Source organism: Corallococcus praedator, assembly GCF_003612125.1.
Taxonomy (GTDB): Bacteria; Myxococcota; Myxococcia; order Myxococcales; family Myxococcaceae; genus Corallococcus; species Corallococcus praedator.
In genome coordinates this window covers 1-23,356 of record NZ_RAWI01000122.1, presented here as the reverse complement: position 1 = coordinate 23,356, position 23,356 = coordinate 1, and the positions used below count along the sequence as shown (strand labels likewise).

Sequence of the window (23,356 nt, the reverse complement as noted above, 5' to 3'; positions counted from 1 at the left end):
GGGGGTACGGTAGGGGGGTGATGCCTTCCGTCCAACAGCTCCGCCCGTTCGCCTACGCCCCCGTCCAGGCGTTCCTGGAAGCCTCTGGACCGGTGGTGCTCATCCAGCAACCTCCGGAGCCGGTGTTCCAGCAGGTCGCGTTGCGACTGGCGGAAGCGCGCACGGTGGGCATGGCGCACCGGTCGCGGCTGGTGGACCGGTTGCTGGTGATGCTCCAGGGGTTCGACTCGCTGGAGGTGCACTTCCTGGCGCCGGAGTCGGACGGTCAGGAGTTGAAGGTGGGGCGCATGGAGGGGTGTGCGCTGATGGTGCATGACCCGTCGGTGTCGAAGCAGCATGCGGTGCTGCGCTGGCACGAGCAGCAGGGGACGTGCTCGGTGCACGACCTGGGTTCGATGAACGGGACCTGGCTGAACGCGGCGGCGCTGGGCGAGGGCGAGGTGCGGCTGCTCACGGACGGGGACGCGCTGTCGTTCGGCGACGCGCAGTTCCTGTACCTGCGAGCGGAGACGCTGCACTCGCACCTGCGGCTCGCGAGTCCGGGCGGCGGGATGTGACGGTTCAGTCGGCGGCGGGCAGTTCGCGGTAGGTGACGTCCGCAGGGCCCAGGCGCTGGATGACTTCGACGAAGCGCTCGCTGACGACGCGCGGGTTCGCGCCTTCTAGGCCGAAGACGTCGAGTCCTTCCGGGATGGAGGAGCGCAGCAGCCAGCGCTTCGGTGGAAGGTCAAACATCTCGGGCCGGCCGCAGACGTCGCACGGGGGCGTCTTCCATTCTCCGATGCAGTCCGGGTGCAGCCTCGCCAGGGGGCGGGCTTCCAACTCGTAGAGCGCGGGTGTGGTGCTTCGGCGGGACTTGAGTTCCATCCGGACCGCGATGACACCGTTCAAGCCTTCGGCCTTGAGCAATTCGACCGCATCCTCACGAAGCACGACCTCCCATGAGGGCCAGCAGGTGACGGGGCCGAATCTGCCTCGCGCCGTTCCGACCATGGGGCCGAATGAGCTTCCACCTTTGATGGGGATCCCGGGAGGCAGGTATGTCCGAACCAGGCCTGCCAACCGCATGTACTCCGCGAAGTGGACGGGCCCCGTCACCTTCGCGAGCGCAGGCTCCTCCAAAGCCGAGAGAGCCACGGAGGGGTAGGCCCCCATCCCTGCCCAGGTTCCACACTTGGGACATTCCACTCCTGGCAGGTGCCATCGATGAAGGGCTCGGTATTCGCCACTCCAGTGGCCCGGCTCGTCCCACCGAGGGCTTCTGATTTCGAAATAGCGCACGTATCAGTCCTCGAAGGGCACGGGCATGAGGTCGACCTGCTGCCAGTACGTCATCGACAACCCAAAGAGTCCGTACTTCTGAATCATCCAGGAGGCATGCTCGAAATGGAGTGGGATGTCGGCTCGACTCCCTCGCGCTTCAATGAAGTCATTCCAATCCTGGTTCCAAGGGCCGCCGCGCTCCCCTCTATGAATGCGCGCGTGTACCTCCGCATCAATCGCCACGACGTACTGGTGGATGTTTATCTTCTTGAATTCAAAGTGCGCCTTGAACGCCTGCGGGAAGATGTGGTGCCGCTCCTTCGGACGCTTCGCCCACTCCTCCCGGGCCTTCTCCCGTCGTAGCTCGCTTGGCAGCTTCTCGCGCGGGTGCCAGCGGAACACCATGACGGGCACCGCGTCGCCCGGCACACCCTGCGCACTGCCCCACGTCCGCTGTGGCCCGCTGCCCGGGGCCACGAATACCGGCGCGACCGGTGCGGCGCCTCGCGTGCGCACCACCCGCTCCGGTGCCAGGTCCTCGCACCGGAACAGCGCGCAGACTTCCTCCTCACACACCTGCGTGAGGCACTGGTCCTCGTCGCTGGCCTCACACTCTTGCGACTCTTCCGCACTCGCCCACTCCTGCGTGGGCGAGGACACCTCGGACACCGAGGCACAACCTCCCAACACGACCACACAGAACAGCCACCACGCGCGCATCCCGCCTCCGGCTTCGTGTGCTCGACCTGCGCTGCACCCACGGACATGCGCCGCGAAAACTACTCGGCGGGCAGTTCCTGGTAGGTCACGTCACTGGGGCCCAGCCGCTGGATGACGTCGACGAAGCGCTCGCTGACGACGCGCGGGTTCGCGCCTGCAAGGCCGAAGACGTCGAGCCCTTCCGGGATGGAGGAGCGCAGCAGCCAGCGCTCCGGCGGCAAAGCAAACATCTCGGGTCGGCCGCAGACGTCACACGGGGGCGTCTTCCATTCTCCGATGCAGTCGGGATGCAGCTTCGCCAGGGGTCGGGCCTCCATCTCGTAAAGCGTGGGTGTGGTGCTTCGACGGGACCTGAGTTCCATCCGGACTGCGATGACGCCGTTCAGCCCCTCTGCGTTGAGCAGCTCGACCGCGTCCTCACGGAGGACCACTTCCCATGGAGGATCGCAGGAGATGGGGCCGAACCTGCCTCGTGCTGTTCCGACCATGGGACCGAACGAACTCCCGCCCTTGATGGGTATCGCAGAGGGGAGACAGGGTCGAATCAGGGACACCAATCGCATGTACTCCGCGAAGCGGGTCGGTCCCGTCACCTTCGCGAGCACAGGCTCCTCCACGCTCGACAGATCCACTGAAGGATATGCAGCCATTCCTGCCCAGCTCCCGCACTTGGGGCAGTCAACCCCTGGCAGGTGCCATCGGTGACTGGCCCGATACTCTCCGCTCCACTGTGGCTCTGCATCCTCGCGCGGGCCACGAATCTCGAAGTAGCGCATGGCTCAGTCCTCGAAGGGCACGGGTGAGAGGTCGACCTGCTGCCAGTAGGTCATCGGCAGTCCAAAGAGTCCGTACTTCTGAATCATCCAGGAGGCATGCTCGAAATGACGCGGCACCTTCGCTTCTTCCCCCTCTTCGTCGATGAAGCGCTTCCAGTCCTTGTTCCAAGGTCCGCCATTCGCCCCCCGATGGATGCGCGCGTGAACTTCCGCATCGATGGCCAGGACGTATTTGTGGATTTCAATACCCTTGCGCTGAAAATGCTTCACGTGTGCCTGAGGGAAGATGTGGTGCCGCTCCTTCGGACGTTTGGCCCACTCCTCCCGGGCCTTCTCCCGTCGTAGCTCGCTCGGCAGCTTCTCGCGCGGGTGCCAGCGGAACACCATGACGGGCACCGCGTCGCCCGGCACGCCCTGGGCACTGCCCCACGTCCGCTGTGGCCCGCTGCCCGGGGCCACGAACACCGGCGCGACCGGTGCGGAACCTCGCGTGCGCACCACCCGCTCCAGCGCCAGGTCCTCGCACCGGAACAGGGCGCAGACCTCCTCCTCGCACACCTGCGTGAGGCACTGGTCCTCGTCGCTGGCCTCGCACTCCTGCGACGCGTCCGTCCTCGACCACTCCTGCGTGGGCGAGGACACCGAGGCACAACCGCTCACCAAGACGACCCACAACCACCACGCGCGCATCCCACCCTCCCGAAGCTGGCCCCTTATCTTCCAGGGATTCCCCGTCCAGGCCATCAGGTGCGCCGTGACTCAGGCGAGCGGCCACGGTGTCGGAGGGACAGCGCGCTGTCAGGGGGTCCGTTATCCTCGGGCTCCCTCACTTCGAGGGCGGCCCCGGACCTCTTGAGCCCGGGACGTGACGGAGAGCGCTAAAACGATGGGAAGGCTCCTGGTCCTGCTGTTCGTCTACCTGGGCTCGTACCTCGTGCTGCGCAGGCTGTGGCCCGCCGTCACGCGTGGTTGGCGCCATGGGGTGCTGCTGGGCCTGATGGGGCTGTCCTTCGTCGCCTGGACCGTCCCCGCGCTCACCGGCTACGGCCTCCACGACACGCCCGCGCCCCTCGTGCCGGTGAAGCTGTTCGCCGTCATCTGGAGCATCGCCGCGCTGATGGTGATGCTGCTGGGCCTGCCGTTCCTCGTGCTGAAGCTGTGGGGCGAGCGCCGCCGCAAGGCCGCGCCCCCCGGCGTGGACCTGGAGCGCCGCGGGCTGCTCGTGAAGGCCGGACAGGCCATGCCCGTGCTCGCCGTGACAGGGAGCACCCTGGGCGTCGTGAGCGGCAGCCTGGGCTTCACCGTGCGCGAGGTGGAGGTGAAGCTGAAGGGCCTTCCCGCCGCGCTCGACGGCTTCCGCATCGGGCAGATCACCGACGTCCACGTGGGCCCCTTCATCAGCCCCGAGTACCTGCGCGGCGCCGTGGACGCGATGAACGCGGCCGGCGTGGACCTCCAGGTGATGACGGGCGACCTCATCGACGACGTGAACCAGGTGGATGCGACGATGGACGCCCTGGCCGCGACGACAGCCCGCCACGGCATGCTCGCCATCCTGGGCAACCACGAGCACTGGCGCGGCCTGGAAGAAGTCCTGGGCGGCTACGAGGCCCTGGCCCAGCGTGGCGCCCCGGTCCGCCTGCTCGTGGATGAATCCCACGTGCTGGAGCACGGCGGTCAGCGCGTGCGCGTGGTGGGCGTGGACTATCCCATGTCCGGCCGCAGCCACACCGTGCGCGAGGCCCGCTGGAAGCACTCCGCGGACACCGCGTTCCAGGGGGGCACGCCGGACGACGTCGTCATCTGCCTGTCCCACCACCCGGACTTCTTCACCTACGCGGCGGAACGCGGCGCCCGCCTGACGCTCGCCGGCCACACCCACGGCGGACAGGTGGCCTTCCTGGGCATCCCGCTGTTCGGCTTCGCCTTCAAGCACATGCTGGGGCGCTACCGCTTCCGCGACAGTCACCTCTACGTCTCCGGCGGCACGGGGCACTGGCTCCCCTTCCGCATCGGAGTGCCGCCCGAGGTGACGCTGCTCACCCTGCGCAGCGCCTGACAGGCCGGGGCGCTACTGCCCGTAGCCCCGGAACTGTTCGAACACGCGCGCCATCTCCGCGTCGTCCAGGATGACGGGCTCGCCCACCTGGAGCGCGCGCCAGTACATGGCCGCCAGCGTCTCCACCTCCACCGCCAGCTTGTAGGCCGCGGGCAGGTCCACGCCCGCCGCCACCATGCCGTGGTTCGCGAGCAGGCACGCCTTGCGGCCCTCCAGCGCCTTCATCATGTGCCGCGCCAGCTCCGGCGTGCCGAAGGTCGCGTACTCCGCGCACCGCACGTCCGTGCCTCCCGCCGCGGAGACCATGTAGTGGAACGCCGGGATGCCCCGCCGCAGACACGCCAACGTCGTGCTGAACATGCTGTGCGCGTGCAGCACCGCGCCCACCTCCGGACGCGCCACCAGGAGATCCCGGTGCAGCTGCCACTCGGATGACGGCTTGCGCGCACCCACGTGCGTGCCGTCGAAGCGCATGAAGACCAGGTCCTCCGGCGTCATCGTCTCGTAATTCATCCCCGAGGGCGTGAGGAGGAAGCCTCCCTCCACCCGCTGGCTCAGGTTGCCCGACGTGCCCTGGTTCAGGCCCGACGTGTTCATCCTCCGGCAGGTGGCCACCATCGCCTCGCGCAGCGCACCGTGCTCCTTCACTTCGCCGGCCTCCGCTCCGGAAAGAGCGACAGCAGCCCCTCCTCCGACGCCGGACACACGCCCCGCTCCGTGATGAGCGCCGTCACCAGCCGCGCGGGCGTCACGTCGAACGCGTAGTTCGCGGCGGGGCTCCCCGGAGGGGTGATGCGCACCGTGGCGACCTCGCCCGACGGCAGCCGGCCCGTCACGTCGCTGAGCTCCGTGCCCTCGCGCTGCTCGATGGGGATCTGCCTCACGCCGTCCTGGATGGTCCAGTCCACCGTCGGCGACGGCAGCGCCACATAGAACGGCACGCCGTTGTCCTTGGCCGCCAGCGCCTTCAGGTACGTGCCAATCTTGTTCGCCACATCGCCGTGCGCCGTCGTGCGGTCCGTGCCCACGATGCACAGGTCCACGTCCCCGTGCTGCATCAGGTGGCCGCCCACGTTGTCCGCGATGACCGTGTGCGGAACGCCGTGCTGGCCCAATTCCCACGCCGTCAGCACCGCGCCCTGGTTGCGCGGCCGCGTCTCATCCACCCAGACGTGCAACGGCATTCCCGCGTCGTGCGCCAGGTACATGGGCGCCAGCGCCGTGCCCCAGTCCACCGTCGCGAGCCACCCCGCGTTGCAGTGCGTGAGCACGTTCAGCCGCCCCTTGCGGCCCTTGCGGTCCCACGCATCCTGGAACAGCTTCAGCGCGTGCTCGCCAATGGCCCGGTTGATGGCCACGTCCTCGTCGCACAGCGCCGCCGCGTGCCGGTACGCCGCGGCCACCCGCTCCGACGGCCGCAGCGGCGTCAGCACCCGGCGCATCCCATCCAGCGCCCAGTGCAGGTTCACCGCCGTGGGCCGCGTGGCCCGCAGCATCGTCAGCGCCGTCTCCAGCGCTGGGTCCGACGCGTCCTCGCGCATGGCCAGACACACGCCATACGCCGCCGTGGCGCCAATCAGCGGCGCGCCCCGCACCAGCATGCTGCGGATGGCACGGCCCGCCTCCTCCGCGGTGGACAGCTTCACCTTCACGAACGCATGCGGCAGGCGCGTCTGGTCGATGACGCCCACGGTCCAGCCGTCGGACTCGACCCAGATGGAGCGCGTTGGCTCGCCTTGGACTTTCATCGCCGTGTCTTCCTTTCAGCGCTTCAGGACGCGGCCCGCCACCGCGGAGAGCTTCTCCACGACGGCCGGGTCGCGCACGTCCGGCGAGGTCATGATGGCGTGGTCCAGGGCCGTCTGGCAGCCCTTGGAGCAGGGGCCTTCGTGGCGGCCCACGAGCGGCGCGATGTTCTTCACCAGCCCGCGCGCCCTGCCCGCGTTGCCCAGGAGCACCGCCACCACCTGGTCCACCGTCACCGCGTCGTGGTCCGGATGCCAGCAGTCGAAGTCCGTGACCATGGACACGCTCGCGTAGCAAATCTCCGCTTCCCGGGCGAGCTTGGCCTCCGGCATGTTCGTCATGCCAATCACGTCGCAGCCCCACTGGCGGTACATCTTGCTCTCCGCCAGCGTGGAGAACTGCGGGCCTTCCATCACCAGGTACGTGCCACCGCGCACGGCCTGGATGTCCAATCCCTCGCACGCCGCCATCACCGCGTCGCCCAGGCGCGTGCACGTAGGCTTCGCCATGGACACGTGCGCCACCAGCCCCGCGGAGAAGAAGCTCTTCACGCGCGAGAAGGTGCGGTCCACGAACTGGTCCACCACCACGAAGGTGCCCGGCTTCAGGTCCTCGCGCAGGCTGCCCACCGCGGAGATGGACAGGATGTCCGTCACGCCGCTGCGCTTGAGCGCGTCGATGTTCGCCCGGAAGTTCAGCTCCGACGGCGGGATGCGGTGCCCCCGCCCGTGCCGCGGCAGGAACACCACCGGCTGGTCGCCAATGCGCCCGAAGCAGAACTCATCCGACGTCTCCCCGAAGGGCGACGACACCCGGCGCCACGACACGTCCGTCAGGCCGTCAATCTGATACAGGCCGCTGCCGCCGATGATGCCCAGCACGGGCTTGTTGGAACTCGACATGGATGGAGACTCCTCTCAGGAGGCGCGCGCGAACGGGTCGAGCGTCGTGAAGTCATGAAACGTCGGGTGCCCGTGGCCCGCGGGAACGGCCACCTCGCCCCGGTCCAGGCAGGCCGTGCGCAGCCCCGCCTTCCGGGCCGCGTCCAGCTCCGCCACGTTGTCCGACAGGAACAGGATGTCCCCCGGCGGCAGCTCCAGCGCCTGGGAAATCTTCGTGTACGACGCGGCCTCCACCTTGGGCCCGGTGGTGGTGTCGAAGTAGCCGGAGAACAGCGGCGTCAGGTCCCCCTCCACGCTGTGGCCGAAGATGAGCTTCTGCGCGGCCACGCTGCCGGAGGAATAGACATACAGGCGCAGGCCCCGCCCGTGCCACGCGCGCAGCTCCCGGGCCGCGTCCCCGTACACGTGGCCCTTCAGCTCGCCGCGCGCGTAGCCGTCCGCCCAGATGAGCCCCTGGAGCGTCTTGAGCGGCGTGGCCTTGCGGTCCTCGTCCAGCCAGCGCTGGAGCAGCGCCACCGTGCTGACGTCGTCCAGCGCGGGCTCCCCCGCGAGCGTGCGGGCGTCGGACAGACACTGGCGCACGGAGGACTGCTCACCGTGCGTCGCGACGAACTCCGCCAGGTGCTTGCGGGCGAAGGGGAAGAGCACGTCCTTCACGAAGGCGATGGAGCTGGTGGTGCCCTCGATGTCGGTGACGATGGCGACGGGGGCGCTCACGGTTCGTACTTCGGGAAGCGCTCGGCGATGGTCTCGCCGGTGAAGTTGCCCACCCAGCCGTCCGGGCGGATGAAGAACCGGATGGCGGCGAACAGGGGCGCGGGCCCCATGTCGAACCAGTGCTTCATGCCCTCCGGCACGCTGATGAGGTCGCCCCGGGTGCAGACCACCTGGAAGACCTTGTCCTGCGCGTGCAGGTAGAAGCAGCCGCTGCCCTCCACCATGATGCGCGACTCGTCCTCCGTGTGGGTGTGCTCGGAGAGGAACTTCTGGCGCGCCTGCACCACGTTGGCCGCGTCCGGCTTGATGCGCACCACGTCCACGGTGTTGTACCCGTGGGCCTTCTTCTCCGCGTCCACCACGTGCTGGTAGGCCGCGAGCACCTCGTCCTGCCCCGCGCCGTCCGGCAGCGCCACGGAGGCGTCCACGCGCTCGAAGCGCACGCCGATGGGGGCCAGCTCCCGGCCGATGTCCGCGGGGTCCGTGAAGACGCCCAGCGGCTCCGCCGGGTGGTGTTCCTTGTAGACCGTCAGGTTGCTCATCGCCGCACCTTCATCTTCTCGAGTTCGTACGTCAGCAGGTGTTCCAGCGCCACCACGTGGCGACGCGCCTCGGCCATGCTCCGACCCCAGGTGTACAACCCGTGGCCGGCAATGAGATACGCGACCAGCTCCGTCCGCTTCTCCAGCATCGCCGTCACCTTGCTGGCCAGCCGGGGAATGTCCTGGTCGTTGGGGAAGATGGGAATGGACACCGCCGCCTCGTGCGTGCGGGTGTCGCCCAGCGCCTTGAGCAGCTCGAAGTCCTGGAGCACCAGCTCGCCTTCGGACTGCCGCAGGTTGGACAAGAGCGCGGACACCACGGAGTGCGTGTGCAGCACCGCCTGGGCCTCCGGCCTGTCGCGATACAGCTGCAGGTGCAGCGGCGTTTCCGCCGACGAGCCCTTCGGCGGCGGCGCGTGGATGTCCGCCACCAGCACGTCCGCCTCCACCAGCTCGCCCTTGTCCACGCCGGAGCGGGTGACGGCGGCCGTGCGGGCGTCCAGCCGGCGGGAGAAGTTGCCGCTGGTCGCGGGCACGAAGTTGCGCACGCTCAGGAAGCGGCCCACCTCCACGATTTCACGGGCGGCTTCGGACAGGGTGGCGGCGGGGGCCGGGTTGACGCTCATCCATCCCTCGGGGGAACCAGGACGCGATGAAACATCGCGTTGATGACACGGAGCATAATCCGGCGCTTGCCGGTAGGCGCAAGGGAACGCGACGCGGGACGTCATGTCCCCTGGGGCCACGGGCGGCTCAGGTGCCGTCGAGCGCGAACGTGGCCAGCCGTGCGAACTCCTTCAGGCCGTCCTGCTCCAGCACGTCGTTGTGGCCCGCGCGCGGCACCGTCACCACCGTGGCGTGCGGGAAGCGTTGACCCAGCGTGCGGCCCATCTCCACCGGGATGACCTCATCCTGTTCGCCGTGGATGACGAGCACCGGGATGGCGATGTCCGGGGCCTTGGACAGGGACTCGAAGCGGTCGCGCACCAGCAGCGTCGCGGGCAGGAAGGGCAGCATGTGCTGGCCCATGGCCACCATGGACGTGTACGGCGCCACCAGCACCATGCGGGCACCGTATCCGCGCCGCGCCATCTCCACCGCGACGCCGGTCCCCAGGCTGCGGCCGCTCAACACCACCTGCTCCGGCTTCACGCCCTGCTCGCGCAGGAACTGGAGCGCGGCCTCCGCCGCCGCGTACAGGCCCGCCTCCGAGGGGCTGCCCCGCGAGGCGCCGTAGCCCGGGTACTCCACCGAGAGGAAGCCCAGGCCCGCGTCCGCGAGCAGCTGGCCCAGCCCCCGCTGCTGCAGCAGTTGTTCGCCGTTGCCGTGGAAGTGCAGCACCGTGGGCGCTCCCGGCGGCGCGGGCAGATAGAAGGTGTCCACGCTCAGGCCCGCCGCCAGCGGAACCTGGCCGAAGCCGGGACGGTCCCGCAGGGCTTCCGGACCGACGCGCGGCGCGGGATAGATGAGGGAGCGCTGCGCGGCGAAGGTGACCGCGCACAGCGCGAGGTACAGCATGCCGGAGATGAGCAGGAAGGCCATGAGCAGGCGGCGATGACGTTGCACGCCGCCACTCCATCACATCACGCGCGGCGGAGGGAGAACGCGCACCGGAAGGCGCATGGCGGCGTTCGTCTCAGGAGGCCGGACGCCGGAACTCGGGTTGGAGCGCACGACCCGCGAGCTTCGCGCACTCGACAAGGCGCGAAGAAGCGCATCGAGGTCGCGAATGCCGCGGCGCGGTCCGTCGTCAGTGCAGCATCGTCGCGAAGAACGACATGCCCAGGTGGACCGCGGAGGCGACCACCAGCCCCGCGCCCACCAGCGCGGCCATCGTGATGGCCATGGGGTTGCGGTCCGCCGCGCGCAGGCCCTGGTGGAAGGTCTTCTTCAGGAACGTGCGCTGGCATTGCACCGCGCACCGGCCATCCAGCGCGGCATCCAGCTCCAGCACCATGTCGTCCACGGAGGCGTAGCGCTCCGCGGGGTTCTTCTTCATCCCCTTCACCACGAACCACATCAGCTCCGCGGGCACCGGGCCCTGGGCGTTGTTGACGTGCAGGGTGGACAGGGTGAGTTCGCGCGTCTGCACGCCCTTCATGATCTCCGGCACCGACTGGAGCCCGTCCAGGTAGTGCGTCAGCCCCAGCAGCTCGTGGAAGAGCACCGACAGGCTGTAGATGTCGCTGCGCGCGTCCATCTGGTCATGCTCGCCGCGCGCCTGCTCCGGGGACATGTACAGGGGCGTGCCCACCACGGAGCCGACCTCCGTGTGCAGCGGGCGCGCGGTCGCGAGGTCCGCCGACGCGCTCGCGGAGCCTGCCGGGAGACTCGGCGGCGTGGGCGCGCCCACCCTGCGGGCGAGGCCCCAGTCCAGCACCGTCACCTCTCCGAAGGGCCCGACCATGATGTTCGCGGGCTTCAGGTCGCGGTGGATGAAGCCCTTGCCGTGCGCGTACGACAGCGCGTGCAGCACGCCCCGGAAGATCTGCACCCGCACCTGGAACGGATAGCGCACGAGCGCGTCCAGGTCCGAGCGGCGCAGGCGGGCGATGATGGACTCCAGCGTTTCGCCCCGCAGGTGCTTCATCATGAAGAAGTAGCGGCCCTGCTCATCCACGCCCACGTCGTGCACCGGCACGATGTTCGGATGGTCCAGCGTGCCGACGGTGCGGATCTCCTCCACGAAGCGCAGCACGCGGTCCAGCTCCGCGCCGGGGGGCAGCCGCTTGAGCGCCACCTCCCGTTCGATGTCGTGGTCGCGCATCAGCACCACTTCGCCCATGCCGCCCTGCCCCAGCGGACGCACTTCCTCGAAGCGCTCGCGTTGCAGGGGCACCACGCTGGGTTGCTGGCCCGTCCACTGCACCCGGGGCAGCACCGTGTTGCGCCGGTTGGTCATCGAGGACCCGGGCGCGAGCGTGGGCGCCAGCTCCGACGAAGAGGACGGGGAGATGAGCGTGTTTTCCAGGCCAGCCGAGAGCGTTTGCCTCATGGGACGCCAGGAATAGCAGGCACACCGTGCGCGCGCCCACCTACGCGCAGTCCATGACGCAACCGCGCGAAACCACTGGGCTGGCGACCGGCCGAGCGTCAGTTCGTCGGCGTAAAGGGCACGTCCAGCACCGGCAATTTCGTAGCGCCGGGCAGGTCGTAATGCCACCACTCCATCTTGTTGCGCTGGAAGCCCACGCCCTCCATGGCCGCGCGCAGCACCTCCCGGTGCTCACGCGAGGCGGGCGTGCCGCCCATGTAGCCGTGGTGCGCCTTGGGGGTGAAGTCGTCGAAGGGGGTGGGCATCTCCACCTCGCCCCCCTCCGCCGTGGCCAGCGTCAGGTCCACCGCGCCGCCCCGGTTGTGATTGGAGCCCTTGGCCGGGTTCGCCACGTAGCCCGGCTTGGGCAGGATCTTCCACATCTCGTACTGCACCGCGCGCGGCCGGTAGCAGTCGTAGACCTTCAGCCGGTAGCCCTGGGGACGCAGCACGTCCGCGGCCTTCTTCAGGCGGTTCACCGAGTCCGGCAACAACAGACACCGCGCCCCGTCCGGGTACACCTGCCGCTTGAGGAAGTTGTCCTTCGTCGCGTAGCGCAGGTCCAGGATGAGGTCCGGGATGACGGTGGCCGCGTCCACCAGCTCCACCTTCGGCTTCGGCGTGGCCGTGGGAGCGGGCTTCGGCTTCGCGTCCTCCGCCAGGGCCGGAGCGCTTGCGAAGAGCGCCAGCGTCAGCGCGAGCCGCGTCGTCGCGTGCATCAGCGCACCCCGTCCACGTAGGTGGTGGGATCCGGCACGCCGGCTTCCTGGAAGCCCTTGGCACGCAGGAGGCAGCTGTCGCAGCGGCCACACGCCCGGCCCTGGGCGTCCGGGTCGTAGCAGGAGTGGGTCATCCCGTAGTCCACGCCCAGCTTCACGCCGGCCTGGATGATCTGCGCCTTGGTGAGGCCGGAGAGCGGCGCGTGCACCTGGAAGCGCGCGCCCTCCACGCCGGCCTTGGTGGCCAGTTGGGCCATGGTCTCGAAGGAGCGGATGAACTCCGGGCGGCAGTCGGGGTAGCCGCTGTAGTCCACCGCGTTGACGCCGATGTAGAGGTCCGTCGCGCCGACGACCTCCGCGAGCCCCAGCGCCAGCGAGAGGAACAGCGCGTTGCGCGCGGGCACGTAGGTGACGGGCACGTCGTGGGACATGTCCTCGTCCGAGCGGTCCTTGGGCACCGGGATGTCGTCCGTGAGGGCCGAGCCGCCCACCTGCCGCAGGTCCACCGTCACCAAGCGCACGTCGCGCACGCCCATGGCCTGCGCCACCTTGCGCGCCCGCTCCAGCTCCACGGAATGACGCTGGCCATAGGCGATGGACAGGCACACCGGCTCGAAGCCGGCCGCCTTCGCCATCGCCAGACAGGTCGTCGAATCCAGTCCGCCGGACAGGAGCACCACCGCACGCTTCGCCATTCCATCCTCCACTTCGGGGCGGCGCACGTTACACGACGGGGCCGGGCCCCGGGTGTTTCAGTCCTGCCGGTCGCCGCGCACCGTGTACACGGTGGTGCAGGTGGCCGGCTGGCAGTTGCAGCTCGCGCCCTTGCCCGGCAGGAAGACGTCCGTGAGCGTGCCGCACGCGAGCGACACGTCGTAGCCGTTCTCCGTGGGGGCCGGGATGGCGCCCTCGGGGACGCCACCATCCAGGCGGGCGCAGTCGCGCGCCACGTTGCGCGCCTGGCTGTCGCTCAGGAGCATCACGTTGAGGTTCTCCTCGATTTCGGAGTCCTCGCAGCCGGTGCCGCACGACGCACGGGGCGCGGTGGCACGGTGGGTGGAGTTGACGCTCTGGCCCGAGTAGCCGGCGTCGCGCGTGAAGCCCAGCACGGTGAGGAAGCCCGTGCCCGCGTCGGTGTCGCGCGAGAAGGTGCCCTCGAAATAGAAGGAGCCCGCGTCGTCCAGCTGCGCGAACTCCCGCGAGCCCGCGTCGCAGGTGGTGCGCGCCGCGTCCAGCTTCGCCTGGAAGCGGAACGAGCCCAGCACCTGGTTGCCCGGGTACACGGGGTCGGTGAAACAGCCCACCGCGACGGCCAGGGCCGCCGCGGGAAAGAGCGCCAGCGCGAGTCGCTTCAGGTGCATGTCGTCCCCGAGGTTAGACGTCCAGCGACGCCAGGGCCAATTGGTGGAAGGCCTCGCTGCGGGCAAGCACCTCACCCACATCCACGCGCGTCGGGTCGCCGCCGCGCGAGGACGCATCCAATTGGGCCAGCACGCGGCCCGCCGCCAGCGACGCCGGCATCGCGCGCCAGGCCGCCACCGCCGCGGCCTCCCACGCCAGCACCGTGCCGGGACGGGTGAGCTGTATGCCCGCGTCGCCCAGCGCCAGCGCCAGCGCGCACAGCCAGCCCAGCTCCACCGCGCCGAAGCACCCCAGCGCGCCCGCGCCCAGCACCAGCGCGTCCGGCGACGTGAGGTACGCCTCCACGCCGCCCTTGGGGTCTACGGACAGGCGCACGTGCTCCGCGCCCAGCGAGGTGAGCACCGGCTTCAGCGCGACGTACAGGCGCGGCAGGCTTTCACCCGTCACCGGCACGCGGCCCTCCGGCTCCGGGTGCTGGAAGTCCTGCGCGGGGCGGGCCAGCACGGACACCGGGGCGCGCGGCGCGGGGGCATCGCTGGAGACGAGCGCGGCGCCAATGCCATCCGTGCGCTCGGCGGCCTCCGCGCGGCCCAGGGCGCGCAGCGCTTCCGCGTACAGCGTCCAGCCGTCCACGTCCGGCCACTTCTCGCGCAGCAGCGCTGGCCAGAAGCGCACCGCGAGCGCGGCGCCGTCCGGGGACGGGGACAGCCGCTCGGTCACCCACCGCGTGAGGTCCGGCGTGAGGTGCTTCGCGTCCGCCAGCCGTTCGGTGAGGCGCACCGCGGGGCCCACGAGCTGGGCGTCCAGGTAGCCGCGCAGGATGACTTCCAGCTCCGCGGGTTCGTGCGTGAGCCGCTCGCGCAGGCGCAGCGCTTCGCCCACGAGGCCGCGTGCTTCGGCGAAGCGCACGCGGCGGGCGAGCCGCTCGTCCGTGTCCGGGAGCTGTTCGAGCTGCGCGGCGGCTTCGGCGTAGCGCTGCTGGGCCTCGTAGGCATCCGCCAGCCGCTCACGGTACGGCGTCCACGCGTTGGGGCCGGAGAGCTTCGCGAGCGTGTCCGCCAGGGACAGGAACACCGAGGACTCGCGCGCCTCGTCCACCAGCGCGAGCAGCGCCTGCACTGCGGCGAGGCTCTCCGCGTCGTCGGCGAGCGCTTCCTCGAAGGCCTCGCGGGCCTCGGCGGGCTGCGCGAGCGGGCCCTGCAACAGCTCGCCACGCTCCAGGTGCAAGAGCGCGCGCGCCTTCACGTCCGCAGTGTCCTGCGCGATGAGCGCCAGCGTGCGCTCCGCGGACTCCAGGTGTTCGAGTTTGAGCTCCAGCGCGTACCGCTCGCGCAGCAGCTCCTCTCGGCGCGCGGGCCAGCCGTCGGCGGCGAAGGCCAGCGACTCCAGCCGCGCGGGCTCCGGCAGCGCGTGCACCCGGGCGAGCACCGCTTCGGCCAGGGGCTCGGGCTCCAGGCCCAGCTCCGGCAGGAGCAGCAGCAGCCGCGTGGCGAGGCCTGGATCCGCGCCCAGCTCTTCCAGGGCCCGCAGGCGCGCGAACACCGGGGCCGGACGGGCGCGCAGCACCTCGTCCCGCAGGGCCACGGCGAAGGCCGCGTCGCGGTCGAAGGACAGGGCCGCCAGCTCCAGCAGGCCCTCCCATTCGGAGTCCTCGCGCAGGCCGTCCGCCAGGGCCGCCGCGTGGGACGGATCCGCGTCCGGCATCGCGACCAGGGCCCACAGGGCCACGCGCGTGCGGGGCACGTCGCCGGCCTGCGCGGCCATGGCCAGCGCGTCGATGTATTCGCCCGCGACCATTGCGGGCTCGAAGCCCACGTCCAGCGCGCGCGCGAAGGCGCCCAGGCGGGCGAAGCGTTCGGCCAGCTCCGCCGGGGACAACATGTCCGGCGCGTCGGTGGCGATGCGCTCGATGACCTCCAGCGCCTCGCCCATGTCGCCGGCCTTCTCCCAGAGGCCCGCGGCCTCCAGCAGCAGCGGCGGCCGCTCCTCGGGCGCGGCGAGGCGCGCAGCCTGCAACAGCGCACGGGCCGCGCGGGGCGCGTCTCCCAGGGCACGGTGCAGGTGCGCGACCAGCAGCGCGGCGCGCAGGTCCGGTTCGGTGGCGACGGCGGCCTTCGCGGCCTTCAGCGCCTCTTCCAGCAGGCCCGCCTTCTCGAAGGCCCGGGCGGCGGCCACCAGCAGGGACACCCGGGGCTCGCCCGACACGAGCTCGGCGCGCGCCACGCGCACCTCGGCGCGGCGTGCGTGGGCTTCACCCAGCAGGGGCTCCAGCGCTTCCAGCGCGTCGGCGTAGCCGGCACCGGAGGGACCGCGCGACACCACCGCTTCGAGCGCATCACGGGCCGTGTCCTCGCGGCCCGCGTCGCGCGCGAGCATCGCGAGTTCCAGCCGGAGCACGGCGGCCTCGTCCGCGTCGTCCGTGCGGGGGACCAGCCGCTCCAGCGCGGCGAGCAGGGCCTCCGACGCCTTGCGCGCGCGCAGGCCTTCCACCAGCGCGCGCAGGGCCGCCGGGTTCTCCGGATCCGCGTCCGCCGCGCGCTGCGTGAGGGCCCAGGCCGTTTCCGCGTCCGACAGCGAGTCACTCGCCACGGACGCGGCGGCGAGCAGCAGCTCCGCGGCGCGCGCGCCTCCCGCGGCCTCCGCGCCCACTTCGTAGATGCCCAGCAGGTCGCCGTGGCGGCCCAGGGCGCGCAGGCCCTCCACCGCGCGGTCGATGATGCTCGCGTCGGCGGGGCGCAGCCGGGCCAGGGGCACCAGGGCGTCGATGGCTTCACGCGGATCATCGAAGAGGTCCGCCGCGCGGCGCAGCAGCACCTCTTCCGTCGCGGTGTCCTGGGCCCGTCGCGCGAGCTGCAACGACGCCCGGTACAGGCCCGGTCCGTTGCCCGTGCGCGAGTGCACTTCCGCGAGCAGCGACAGCGCCTCACCGCCGCGCGCGCCCTCCGGCTCCAGCGTCACCACGGCCTCGAAGGCATCCGCCGCGTCGTGGAAGGCACCTGACGCGAGCGATGCATGACCCAATCGCAGCCACGTGCGCACGAGCACCGGCACCGGCAGCGTGTCCCCGCCCAGCGCAAGGACGCGGCGGTCGTACGGCTGCGCGGCGGCGGGGCCTCCACCCTGCGCGGCGAGTTCAGCGCGCGCGCAGAGGGCCTCCACGTCGCCGCCCGCGCGGCCCAGGTAGTCGTCGAAGGCCTCGGCGGCCTTGAGCGCTTCGCCCGCGTCCAGCAGGCGCTGGGCCCGCTCGCGCAACAGGGGCAGTGCTTCCGAGGGCGACACGGCCTCGGCGCGCTGGCCCAGCAGCTCCGCCAGCCGGCGCACGTCTCCGGCCGCGCGCTCGCGCACGTGGTGGAAGGCCTCGGCGTTGCTGGCGTCCAGTTCGAACGCGCGGTCCTCGCACAGGATGGCGCGCTCGCGGGCACCGCCCTCGCGGAAGGCGCTCGCGGCGGCGAGGTAGCTGACTGCCGCGTCGGCGGGCTTCTGGCGCTCGGCGCGGCGGAGCATCAGCTCGGCCAGCGACTGGCGCTCCTCCGTCTCCTCCAGGAAGGCGCGGTGGCGCGTGAAGACGGGCTCCCGGAAGGGGTCTGCCTCCAGGAGGATGGCGTCGAACTCGGCGGCGTCCGCGGGGCGGCGCACCTGATGCAGCAGCTCCGCGGCCTGCGCGGTGAGCTCCAGGTCGTCCGGCTTCGCGGCGCGCGCGGCGATGAGCGCGGCGGCGGCGGCCTCCGGCTTGCCCGCGCGATCCCGGTAGATGACCGCGGCCCGGTACAGCAGCGCCGCGTGACGGTCGACGTCCGTCTCGGCTTCCGCGCACTCCTCGTACCAGGCGGCCAGCTCCGCGAGCCGTCCGTCGCGCTCCAGCAGCTCCGCCAGCAGGGTCTCGGCTTCCGCGAGCGCGCGGTCCTGACGCAGCGCCTGGCGCAGGAAACCCTCGGCCTTCGGCGCGTCCGCGAGCTCGCCCAGGTTCAGGCGCGCGAGCCGCAACAGCACCGCCGCGCCCTGCTTCGTGCCCGTCAGCCGGGGCAGCGCGCGCTCCCACCACCGGGCTTCGGCGGTCGCGTCGTCGCGGCGTTCGGCCAGGGCCGCGCCCAGGCGGGCCGTGTCCAGTTCGGCGGCGAAACCGAAGGCGCGCTCCAGCGCCTCCTCCGCCGCGTTCAGGTCCAGCTTCACGTCGCGCAGCAGCTCCGCGCGGCGACGCTCGCACGCGGCGGCCTCGGCACGGCGGTCCTCGGAGGCGAGCAGGTCGCGCGCGTTGGCGAGCGAGCGCAGCGCTTCATCCGCGCGGCCCAGCACCTCCGCGAGCCGGGCCTCCTCGTCGTAGGCCGCGAGCGCCGCGTCCACGTCCCCGGCCTGGAGGCTGAGCGCGGCCACCGGCTGCAACTCCGCCAGCAGCTCCGTCGAGCGGCCCGTCTCCCGGTAGAGCGCGGCCAGCCGGCGGCGCAGCGGCAGGGGCTCCTTCGCCATCTGCGCCGCGTGCGACAGGAGCGACGCAGCGATGCCCGCGTCCGCCAACGCCTCGCGCGCCCGCTCCGCCAGCGACACCAGCCGCGTGACGGTGGCCTCGGACGGCGCCAGCACGCGCGCGTGGGCGACGCGCACCTCGAAGGCACCGCGCGGATCATCCTTCTCCAGCAGCGCCGCGAGCCGTTCGACGGCGCGCTCGCTCAGCGGACGCTCCGTGAGCAGGTGGCGGTACGCGGCCACCGCGCGCTTCACGTCTCCAGCCTGTTCGGCCAGGTCTCCCAGGCGCAGGTACGCCGCCTCCGCCGCGTCCGGGGCCGCGCGGAAGTCCGCCGCCGTGGCCAGGGCCTCCTGCAACGGCAGGGCTTCGCGCACCGCGCCGCGCAGGTAGAGCAGGTCGGCCAGCGTGGCCAGGTCCTCGCCCCGCGCGGGCACCCGGGCATGCGCCCTGCGCGCCAGGGCCAGCGCGCGATCCAACTCCTGCGCCTGCCGCGCGTACGTGACACCCTCTCGCAGCAGCGAGGCGGCCTCGGCGGGCTCCGCCTCCTCGGCCGCGGCCTCCAGCAGTCCCGCGGCTTCCAGCAGCTCGCCACGGTCGGCCACCAGCGACACCAGTCGGCGGCGGACGGAGGCATCCGTCGGGGTCAGCCGCAGCGCCTGTCGCAGCGCGGCCTCGGCGGGCGCGGACTGGCCCAGCCGGTCGAGGTAGAGGCTCGCGAGTTCCGAGTACAGCGCCGCCGCGACGGCGGGCGAGGCATGCGGGGCCTCGGCGGCCAGCAACTCCGCGAGCCGCGCCCAGTCCTCCAGGTCGCGCAGCACGCGCTGCAACGCGAGCGTCGCCTCCTCGTGGCGAGGGGCCAGCAGGAGCGCGGCTTCCAGGTCGCTCGCGGCGGCCTCGCGCTGCCCCTTCCCTTCCAGCAATGCGGCGCGCAGCTGGAGCGCTTCCACGCGGCGGGCAATGGGTCCCTGGCGCGCGGCTTCCGCCAACGCGGCGGCCTCGTCGGCGACCTTGCCCTCACGACGGGCCAGCTCCGCGAGCGCGAAGAAGGCGTCACACCGCGCGTCGGCGGGCGGCTCCAGCGCGATGGCCGCGCGCAGTGCATCCCCGGCGGAGGCGCGCTCGTCCTTCTCCAGGAGCACGCTGGCCAGGGCCAGCAGCCGCTCACGGGCGCGCGCGCCCAGGCTGGCATCGGCGGCCACGGCGCGGCGCCAGGCATCCAGCTCCGCGGGCGCATCCGCCGCCTCGCGCGCCAGCTCCGCCAGCATCAGCAGCAGCGGCGCGGGCTTGCGCGACAGCTTCGCGGCCTGGGCACAGTCATCCCGCGCGGCCCCGACGCGACCGGCGCTCCGGTGCAGCACGGCCCGGCGTGCGAGCAGCTCGGCGCGAACCTCTCCCGACGCGGCCGACACCAGCGTGCCCAGCAGCTCCAACCGCTCGGCCTCCTCCTCCGCGCTGCCCGTGCCCGGCGGGGGCAACAGCTCCAGCAGCGCCTGCGCGGCCCAAGCGTCCTGCGGCTCCTCCACCAGCAGGCTGCGCAGCGAATCCGCCGCCGCGCTCGCACGGCCCAATGACAGACACAGCTCGGCCAGCTCGCGGCGGGCCTGACGGCGGGCGTCTCCCGCGAGGCGCGGCCAGAGTTCCACCAGCAGGTCCGCCAGGGCCTCGCGCGCGCCGGCCTTGCGGTGCAGCGCGGCCAACTCCAGCCGCGCGTCCAGGTCCTCCGGCGTGCGCGCGCAGAACTCCGCGAGCAGGCGGCGGGCCGAGTCCGTGCGGTTGCCGCGCACGGCGGCGGTGGCGGCCTTGCGCGTGAGGGCCACGCGCTCCGCTTCGCGCGGCGCATCCACGTCGGCGGGCGGCAGGGCCAGCACCGCCTCGAAGTCCTCCAGCGCGGCGCGGGCATCGGTGGTCAGCCGCAGCTCGCCCCGGCGGATGCGCGCGGGGGCGAAGGTGGCATCGCGCTCCAGGGCCTCCGCGAGGAAGGCCTCCTCGCGGCTCGTGCCCGCCGCCAGCAGCGACGCGCGGAAGAGCAGCTTCGCGCCCGCTCGCGCGTCCGGCACCAGCGAGGCACGCCGCGCGTACAGCCGCGCCGCCTCCAGCTTCTCGCCGCGCTCCAGCTCCAGCTCGGCCAGCGCCTCCAGCACCTCGGCGGCGAGCGGGCCCTCGGGGCTCGCCTCCAACGCGGAGGAGAGCCGCATCAGCGCCGCGGCCTTCTCGCCGCGCTCCAGCAGGGCGCGAGCGCTCTGGAGGAACAGCGGCGCGGCCTCTTCCGCACGGTCCGCGCCCGCGAGCGCCTGCGCGCGCGTGGCCCACAGCTCCGCCATCGCCTGCGTCTCACCGGCCTCCGTGTAGAGGGCCTCCAACCGCGTGGCGAGCACGTCGTCCAGCCGGCGCAGCGGGAACGCCTGCGCATAGGCGGCGATGGCGCCCTCGCGGTCCCCCAGTAGCTCACACGCCCGCCCCAACCGGGCGCGCACGTCCGCCAGCTTCTCCGGCGCGGCGGTGCGGGGCAGCATGGCCAGCAGCGACTCCAGCGCGCGGCGCGCATGTTCGGGCCGCTCGCAGCGCAGGCTCAGGTCCGCGAGGTCCAGCAGGACGCCAGCATCCGGGGCCAGCCGCGCCGCCTTCTCCAGCGCCACCAGCGCGTCGCCCACCCGGCCCAGCCGCGCCTCCAGCACGCCCGCCAGTTCACGCAGGGCCGCCGCCGCCAGTCGCTTGTCCCCCTGCGCCTCGGCCACGCGCGCGCGGTCCTCCAGCGCGGTCGCGAGCCCCGCCATGTCGGAGCGCTTGCGCTGCAGGGCGCACAGCTCGCCCAGCGCCGGCAGGTCGTCCGGCTCCGCGCGCAGCACCTCCTGCAACGCGTGCACGGCCAGGTCCAGGTCGAAGGCGAGGTCGCGCGCGGCCACCGCGAGGCGGCGGTACTTCTGCGCGCGCTCCTTGGGCTCCGGCGTCAGCCTCGCCAGCGCCGCGAGGCAGCGGGTGAGCTGCGCGCCATCGCGGCGGGCCTCGGCCAGCGCGAGCAGCGACTCCAGCGCGGGACGGTGATCGCCATCCGCCTCCAGCGCGAGCGTGAGCAGCCGGTCGGCCTTGTCCGCCTGCTGGAGCTTGCCCCGGTACAGCTCGCCGGCCTCGGCCCACAGCGCCGCGCGGGCCTTGGGCTCCTCCTTGAGGGCGGCGGCCTTCTCCAGCGCCTCGGCCAGCTCCTGCGAGCGGCCGGTGACGCGGAAGTATGGGATCAGCTCGTCCAGCGCCACCGCGTCGCGCGGATCCAACGCGAGCGCGGATTCCAGATGCTCGCGAGCCCGCGCCGGGTCGCCCAGCTTCGTGCGCGACAGCCGCGCCAGCGCGTGATGGCTCGCGTGCGCGGCGTGACGGATGCCCTCCGAACGCGGCGCCGGGCCGGCGAGCTCCAACGCCTGCTGGTAGCCGCTCAGGGCCTCCTGCAGACGCCCCAGGCCCTCGGCCACGCGAGCGGAGGCGAACAGCGGCTCGGGTTCACCGGGCAGCAGCGACACCGCCTCGCGGTAGCGCAGGAGCGCGTTCTCCGGCTGCTTCAGCCCCTCTTCCCACACCCGGCCCGCGAGCAGGTCCGCCTGTCCCACGCGGTCCAGCTCATGGCGCGCCATCGACACTTCACGCAGCCGATCCAACGCCTTCAACGCGCGCAGGTGTTCGCCGCCGCGATGGCACAGCTCGCCCAGCAGCAGCAGCGCATCCGGTTGGTCGGGCGACAGGCGCAGCGCGGCCTCGCAGTGCAGCCGGGCCCCCGCGATGTCGTCCTCCGTCTGCGCGCACAGCCGCGCCAGATGCACGTGCGCGTCCGCGGCCTCCAGCGGGTCGCGCGCCAGGGCCGCGAGCCGCCGGTACGCCCGCACCGCGCCCGCCCGGTCCCGCGCTTGATCCGACGCGCGCGCCAGGGCCTTCAGCGACGGCAGGTGATCCGGCTTGAGGCCCAGCAGCTCATGCAGCGCCTTCACCGCCACCTGGGGCGCGGTGTCGCGAGACGAACGGGCCGCGGCCTCGGCGGCGAAGAACGCGGCGGCCTCTTCCGACGTGCGACGGGCCAGCGCGCACAGCGCCAGGTAGCGCTCCGCCGCGCGGGCACCCTCGCCCCGACGCTCGCGCACCACGGCCTCGCCCCACAGCGCCGCGGGACTGCGGTCGCGACGGCGCGACAGCGTGGCCGCCACGTCCAGCGCCAGGTCGTGCGCCTGCGGATCCGCGACCAGCAACGCCAGCAGTCGCTCCGCCGCGAACGGGTGCGCGTCCTGCGCGTCCCCGGCCTGGAGGTACGCCTGCCGGGCCTCCGCGAGCCGCCCCTGCGCGACGAGCCCTTCCGCGTCCGCGAAGGCCCGAGCACCCTCGAGCGCCAGCATCAGCTCCTCGTCCGGCGCGGCGGGCGGGGGCAGTCCACCGGCGGCGAAGCGCAGCCGCAGGCCGGTGCTGGAGACCTCCGCGGCGGACAGGCGCGCGGTGTCGAGCGTGGGGACCTTGTAGCCCCGGCTCATCGCGGCGCGCTCGCACAGGGCGGGCAGCACGCGGGTGGAGAAGCCGGTGGCGCCGCGCACCTCCACCTCCGGCAGGAGCGCCAGCGCGCCTACCGCCGTGGACAACAGCCCCGGCAGCTGCACCGACGGCGTGGCGGAGAAGCCATACAGGCGCACGTCGTAGATGTAGACGGCGAGCCGGTCCCCGTCCGCGTCGAAGGCGACCTTGAACGTGAACGGCGTGCGCTCCGGCGCGGGCAGACGGCCCTGGCCCTCCAGGTAGCCGGGGCGGAAGTGCAGGCGCAGCTCTTCGACGCCGGCCAGCCGTCCGGCCAGCTCCGCCACCTTGCGCGTGATGAGGTCCGCGTCGACGGACAGCTCCAGGAAGCCGAAGAGCAGCTTCTTGCGCTGGTAGCGCGTGGCGCCCGCGCTGACGTTGAACGGGAAGCTGACATCCGGAATCTGGAGCGCGAAGTCGGAGATGCGCAGGCCGGGCTGCACCTCCAATGCCGGAAAGCCCACGAACGCGCGCCGATCCAACAGGCGAAGCTCGGGGGCGGCGCCCGACTG

The 23,356-nt window shown here is 72.0% G+C and carries 18 protein-coding genes; 2 read left to right on the top strand and 16 right to left on the bottom strand.

Annotated features, from left to right (window positions below; all coding sequences use genetic code 11):
• Nucleotides 1-20: 20 nt before the first annotated feature.
• The gene (locus D7Y13_RS17675; RefSeq protein ID WP_120531339.1) at nt 21-557 is read left to right on the top strand and encodes an FHA domain-containing protein; all 537 of its coding nucleotides are present in this window, start codon (nt 21-23) and stop codon (nt 555-557) included.
• Between the two features lie 4 nt (nt 558-561).
• Here the strand turns inward: D7Y13_RS17675 and sitI6 (D7Y13_RS17670) are convergent, their stop codons facing one another.
• From sitI6 (D7Y13_RS17670) to sitA6 (D7Y13_RS17655), 4 genes are read right to left on the bottom strand one after another with little or no spacing between them, the layout of a single operon-like run.
• Nucleotides 562-1,281 carry a SitI6 family double-CXXCG motif immunity protein gene (sitI6, locus tag D7Y13_RS17670; RefSeq protein ID WP_120582323.1) on the bottom strand — a complete coding sequence of 240 codons (720 nt, stop codon included), beginning with the start codon at nt 1,279-1,281 and terminating at the stop codon, nt 562-564.
• A gap of 3 nt (nt 1,282-1,284) precedes the next feature.
• Nucleotides 1,285-1,983 carry a SitA6 family polymorphic toxin lipoprotein gene (gene sitA6 / locus D7Y13_RS17665; RefSeq protein ID WP_120582324.1) on the bottom strand — a complete coding sequence of 233 codons (699 nt, stop codon included), beginning with the start codon at nt 1,981-1,983 and terminating at the stop codon, nt 1,285-1,287.
• A 59-nt stretch (nt 1,984-2,042) separates the two neighbouring features.
• Nucleotides 2,043-2,759: a SitI6 family double-CXXCG motif immunity protein gene (gene sitI6 / locus D7Y13_RS17660; RefSeq protein WP_120582325.1), complete on the bottom strand. Its 717-nt coding sequence runs from the start codon at nt 2,757-2,759 to the stop codon at nt 2,043-2,045.
• Nucleotides 2,760-2,762: 3 nt separating this feature from the next.
• On the bottom strand, nt 2,763-3,449 hold the full coding sequence (gene sitA6 / locus D7Y13_RS17655; protein ID WP_120582326.1) for a SitA6 family polymorphic toxin lipoprotein: 687 nt from the start codon (nt 3,447-3,449) through the stop codon (nt 2,763-2,765).
• 196 nt (nt 3,450-3,645) lie between these two features.
• On the opposite strand from sitA6 (D7Y13_RS17655), the gene D7Y13_RS17650 reads away from it, so the two are divergent.
• A complete protein-coding gene (locus tag D7Y13_RS17650) occupies nt 3,646-4,818 on the top strand; it encodes a metallophosphoesterase (RefSeq protein WP_120582327.1) in 1,173 nt (390 codons plus the stop codon).
• A 12-nt stretch (nt 4,819-4,830) separates the two neighbouring features.
• Here the strand turns inward: D7Y13_RS17650 and D7Y13_RS17645 are convergent, their stop codons facing one another.
• From D7Y13_RS17645 to D7Y13_RS17590, 12 genes are all read right to left on the bottom strand, one after another.
• Entirely contained in the window at nt 4,831-5,436 is a 606-nt protein-coding gene (locus D7Y13_RS17645) for a class II aldolase/adducin family protein (protein WP_120582353.1), read from the bottom strand.
• A 26-nt stretch (nt 5,437-5,462) separates the two neighbouring features.
• Nucleotides 5,463-6,566: an S-methyl-5-thioribose-1-phosphate isomerase gene (gene mtnA / locus D7Y13_RS17640; RefSeq protein WP_120531345.1), complete on the bottom strand. Its 1,104-nt coding sequence runs from the start codon at nt 6,564-6,566 to the stop codon at nt 5,463-5,465.
• Between the two features lie 15 nt (nt 6,567-6,581).
• Nucleotides 6,582-7,466 carry an S-methyl-5'-thioadenosine phosphorylase gene (locus D7Y13_RS17635; protein WP_120531346.1) on the bottom strand — a complete coding sequence of 295 codons (885 nt, stop codon included), beginning with the start codon at nt 7,464-7,466 and terminating at the stop codon, nt 6,582-6,584.
• A 15-nt stretch (nt 7,467-7,481) separates the two neighbouring features.
• On the bottom strand, nt 7,482-8,183 hold the full coding sequence (gene mtnC / locus D7Y13_RS17630) for an acireductone synthase (protein ID WP_120582328.1): 702 nt from the start codon (nt 8,181-8,183) through the stop codon (nt 7,482-7,484).
• Nucleotides 8,180-8,725: a 1,2-dihydroxy-3-keto-5-methylthiopentene dioxygenase gene (locus tag D7Y13_RS17625; RefSeq protein ID WP_120531348.1), complete on the bottom strand. Its 546-nt coding sequence runs from the start codon at nt 8,723-8,725 to the stop codon at nt 8,180-8,182. The genes mtnC and D7Y13_RS17625 overlap by 4 nt, the downstream gene beginning before the upstream one ends.
• Entirely contained in the window at nt 8,722-9,351 is a 630-nt protein-coding gene (locus D7Y13_RS17620) for a methylthioribulose 1-phosphate dehydratase (protein WP_120531349.1), read from the bottom strand. Before D7Y13_RS17620 ends, D7Y13_RS17625 begins: the two co-directional genes overlap by 4 nt.
• Before the next feature lie 127 nt (nt 9,352-9,478).
• Nucleotides 9,479-10,291, bottom strand: a complete 813-nt coding sequence (locus tag D7Y13_RS17615; protein WP_233595289.1) for an alpha/beta hydrolase — start codon at nt 10,289-10,291, stop codon at nt 9,479-9,481.
• 184 nt (nt 10,292-10,475) lie between these two features.
• Nucleotides 10,476-11,720 (bottom strand): serine/threonine-protein kinase, encoded by a 1,245-nt coding sequence (locus tag D7Y13_RS17610; protein ID WP_120531351.1) that lies wholly within the window; start codon nt 11,718-11,720, stop codon nt 10,476-10,478.
• A gap of 98 nt (nt 11,721-11,818) precedes the next feature.
• Complete coding sequence (gene ddpX / locus D7Y13_RS17605) at nt 11,819-12,478, bottom strand: D-alanyl-D-alanine dipeptidase (RefSeq protein ID WP_120582329.1); 660 nt, start codon at nt 12,476-12,478, stop codon at nt 11,819-11,821.
• The gene (queC, locus tag D7Y13_RS17600; protein WP_120582330.1) at nt 12,478-13,173 is read right to left on the bottom strand and encodes a 7-cyano-7-deazaguanine synthase QueC; all 696 of its coding nucleotides are present in this window, start codon (nt 13,171-13,173) and stop codon (nt 12,478-12,480) included. Before queC ends, ddpX begins: the two co-directional genes overlap by 1 nt.
• Nucleotides 13,174-13,230: 57 nt before the next feature.
• Nucleotides 13,231-13,839 carry a hypothetical protein gene (locus D7Y13_RS17595; protein WP_120531354.1) on the bottom strand — a complete coding sequence of 203 codons (609 nt, stop codon included), beginning with the start codon at nt 13,837-13,839 and terminating at the stop codon, nt 13,231-13,233.
• A gap of 13 nt (nt 13,840-13,852) precedes the next feature.
• Nucleotides 13,853-23,356 (bottom strand): flagellar hook-length control protein FliK (locus tag D7Y13_RS17590; RefSeq protein WP_120630726.1); only part of this gene is annotated, 9,504 nt, incomplete at its 5' end.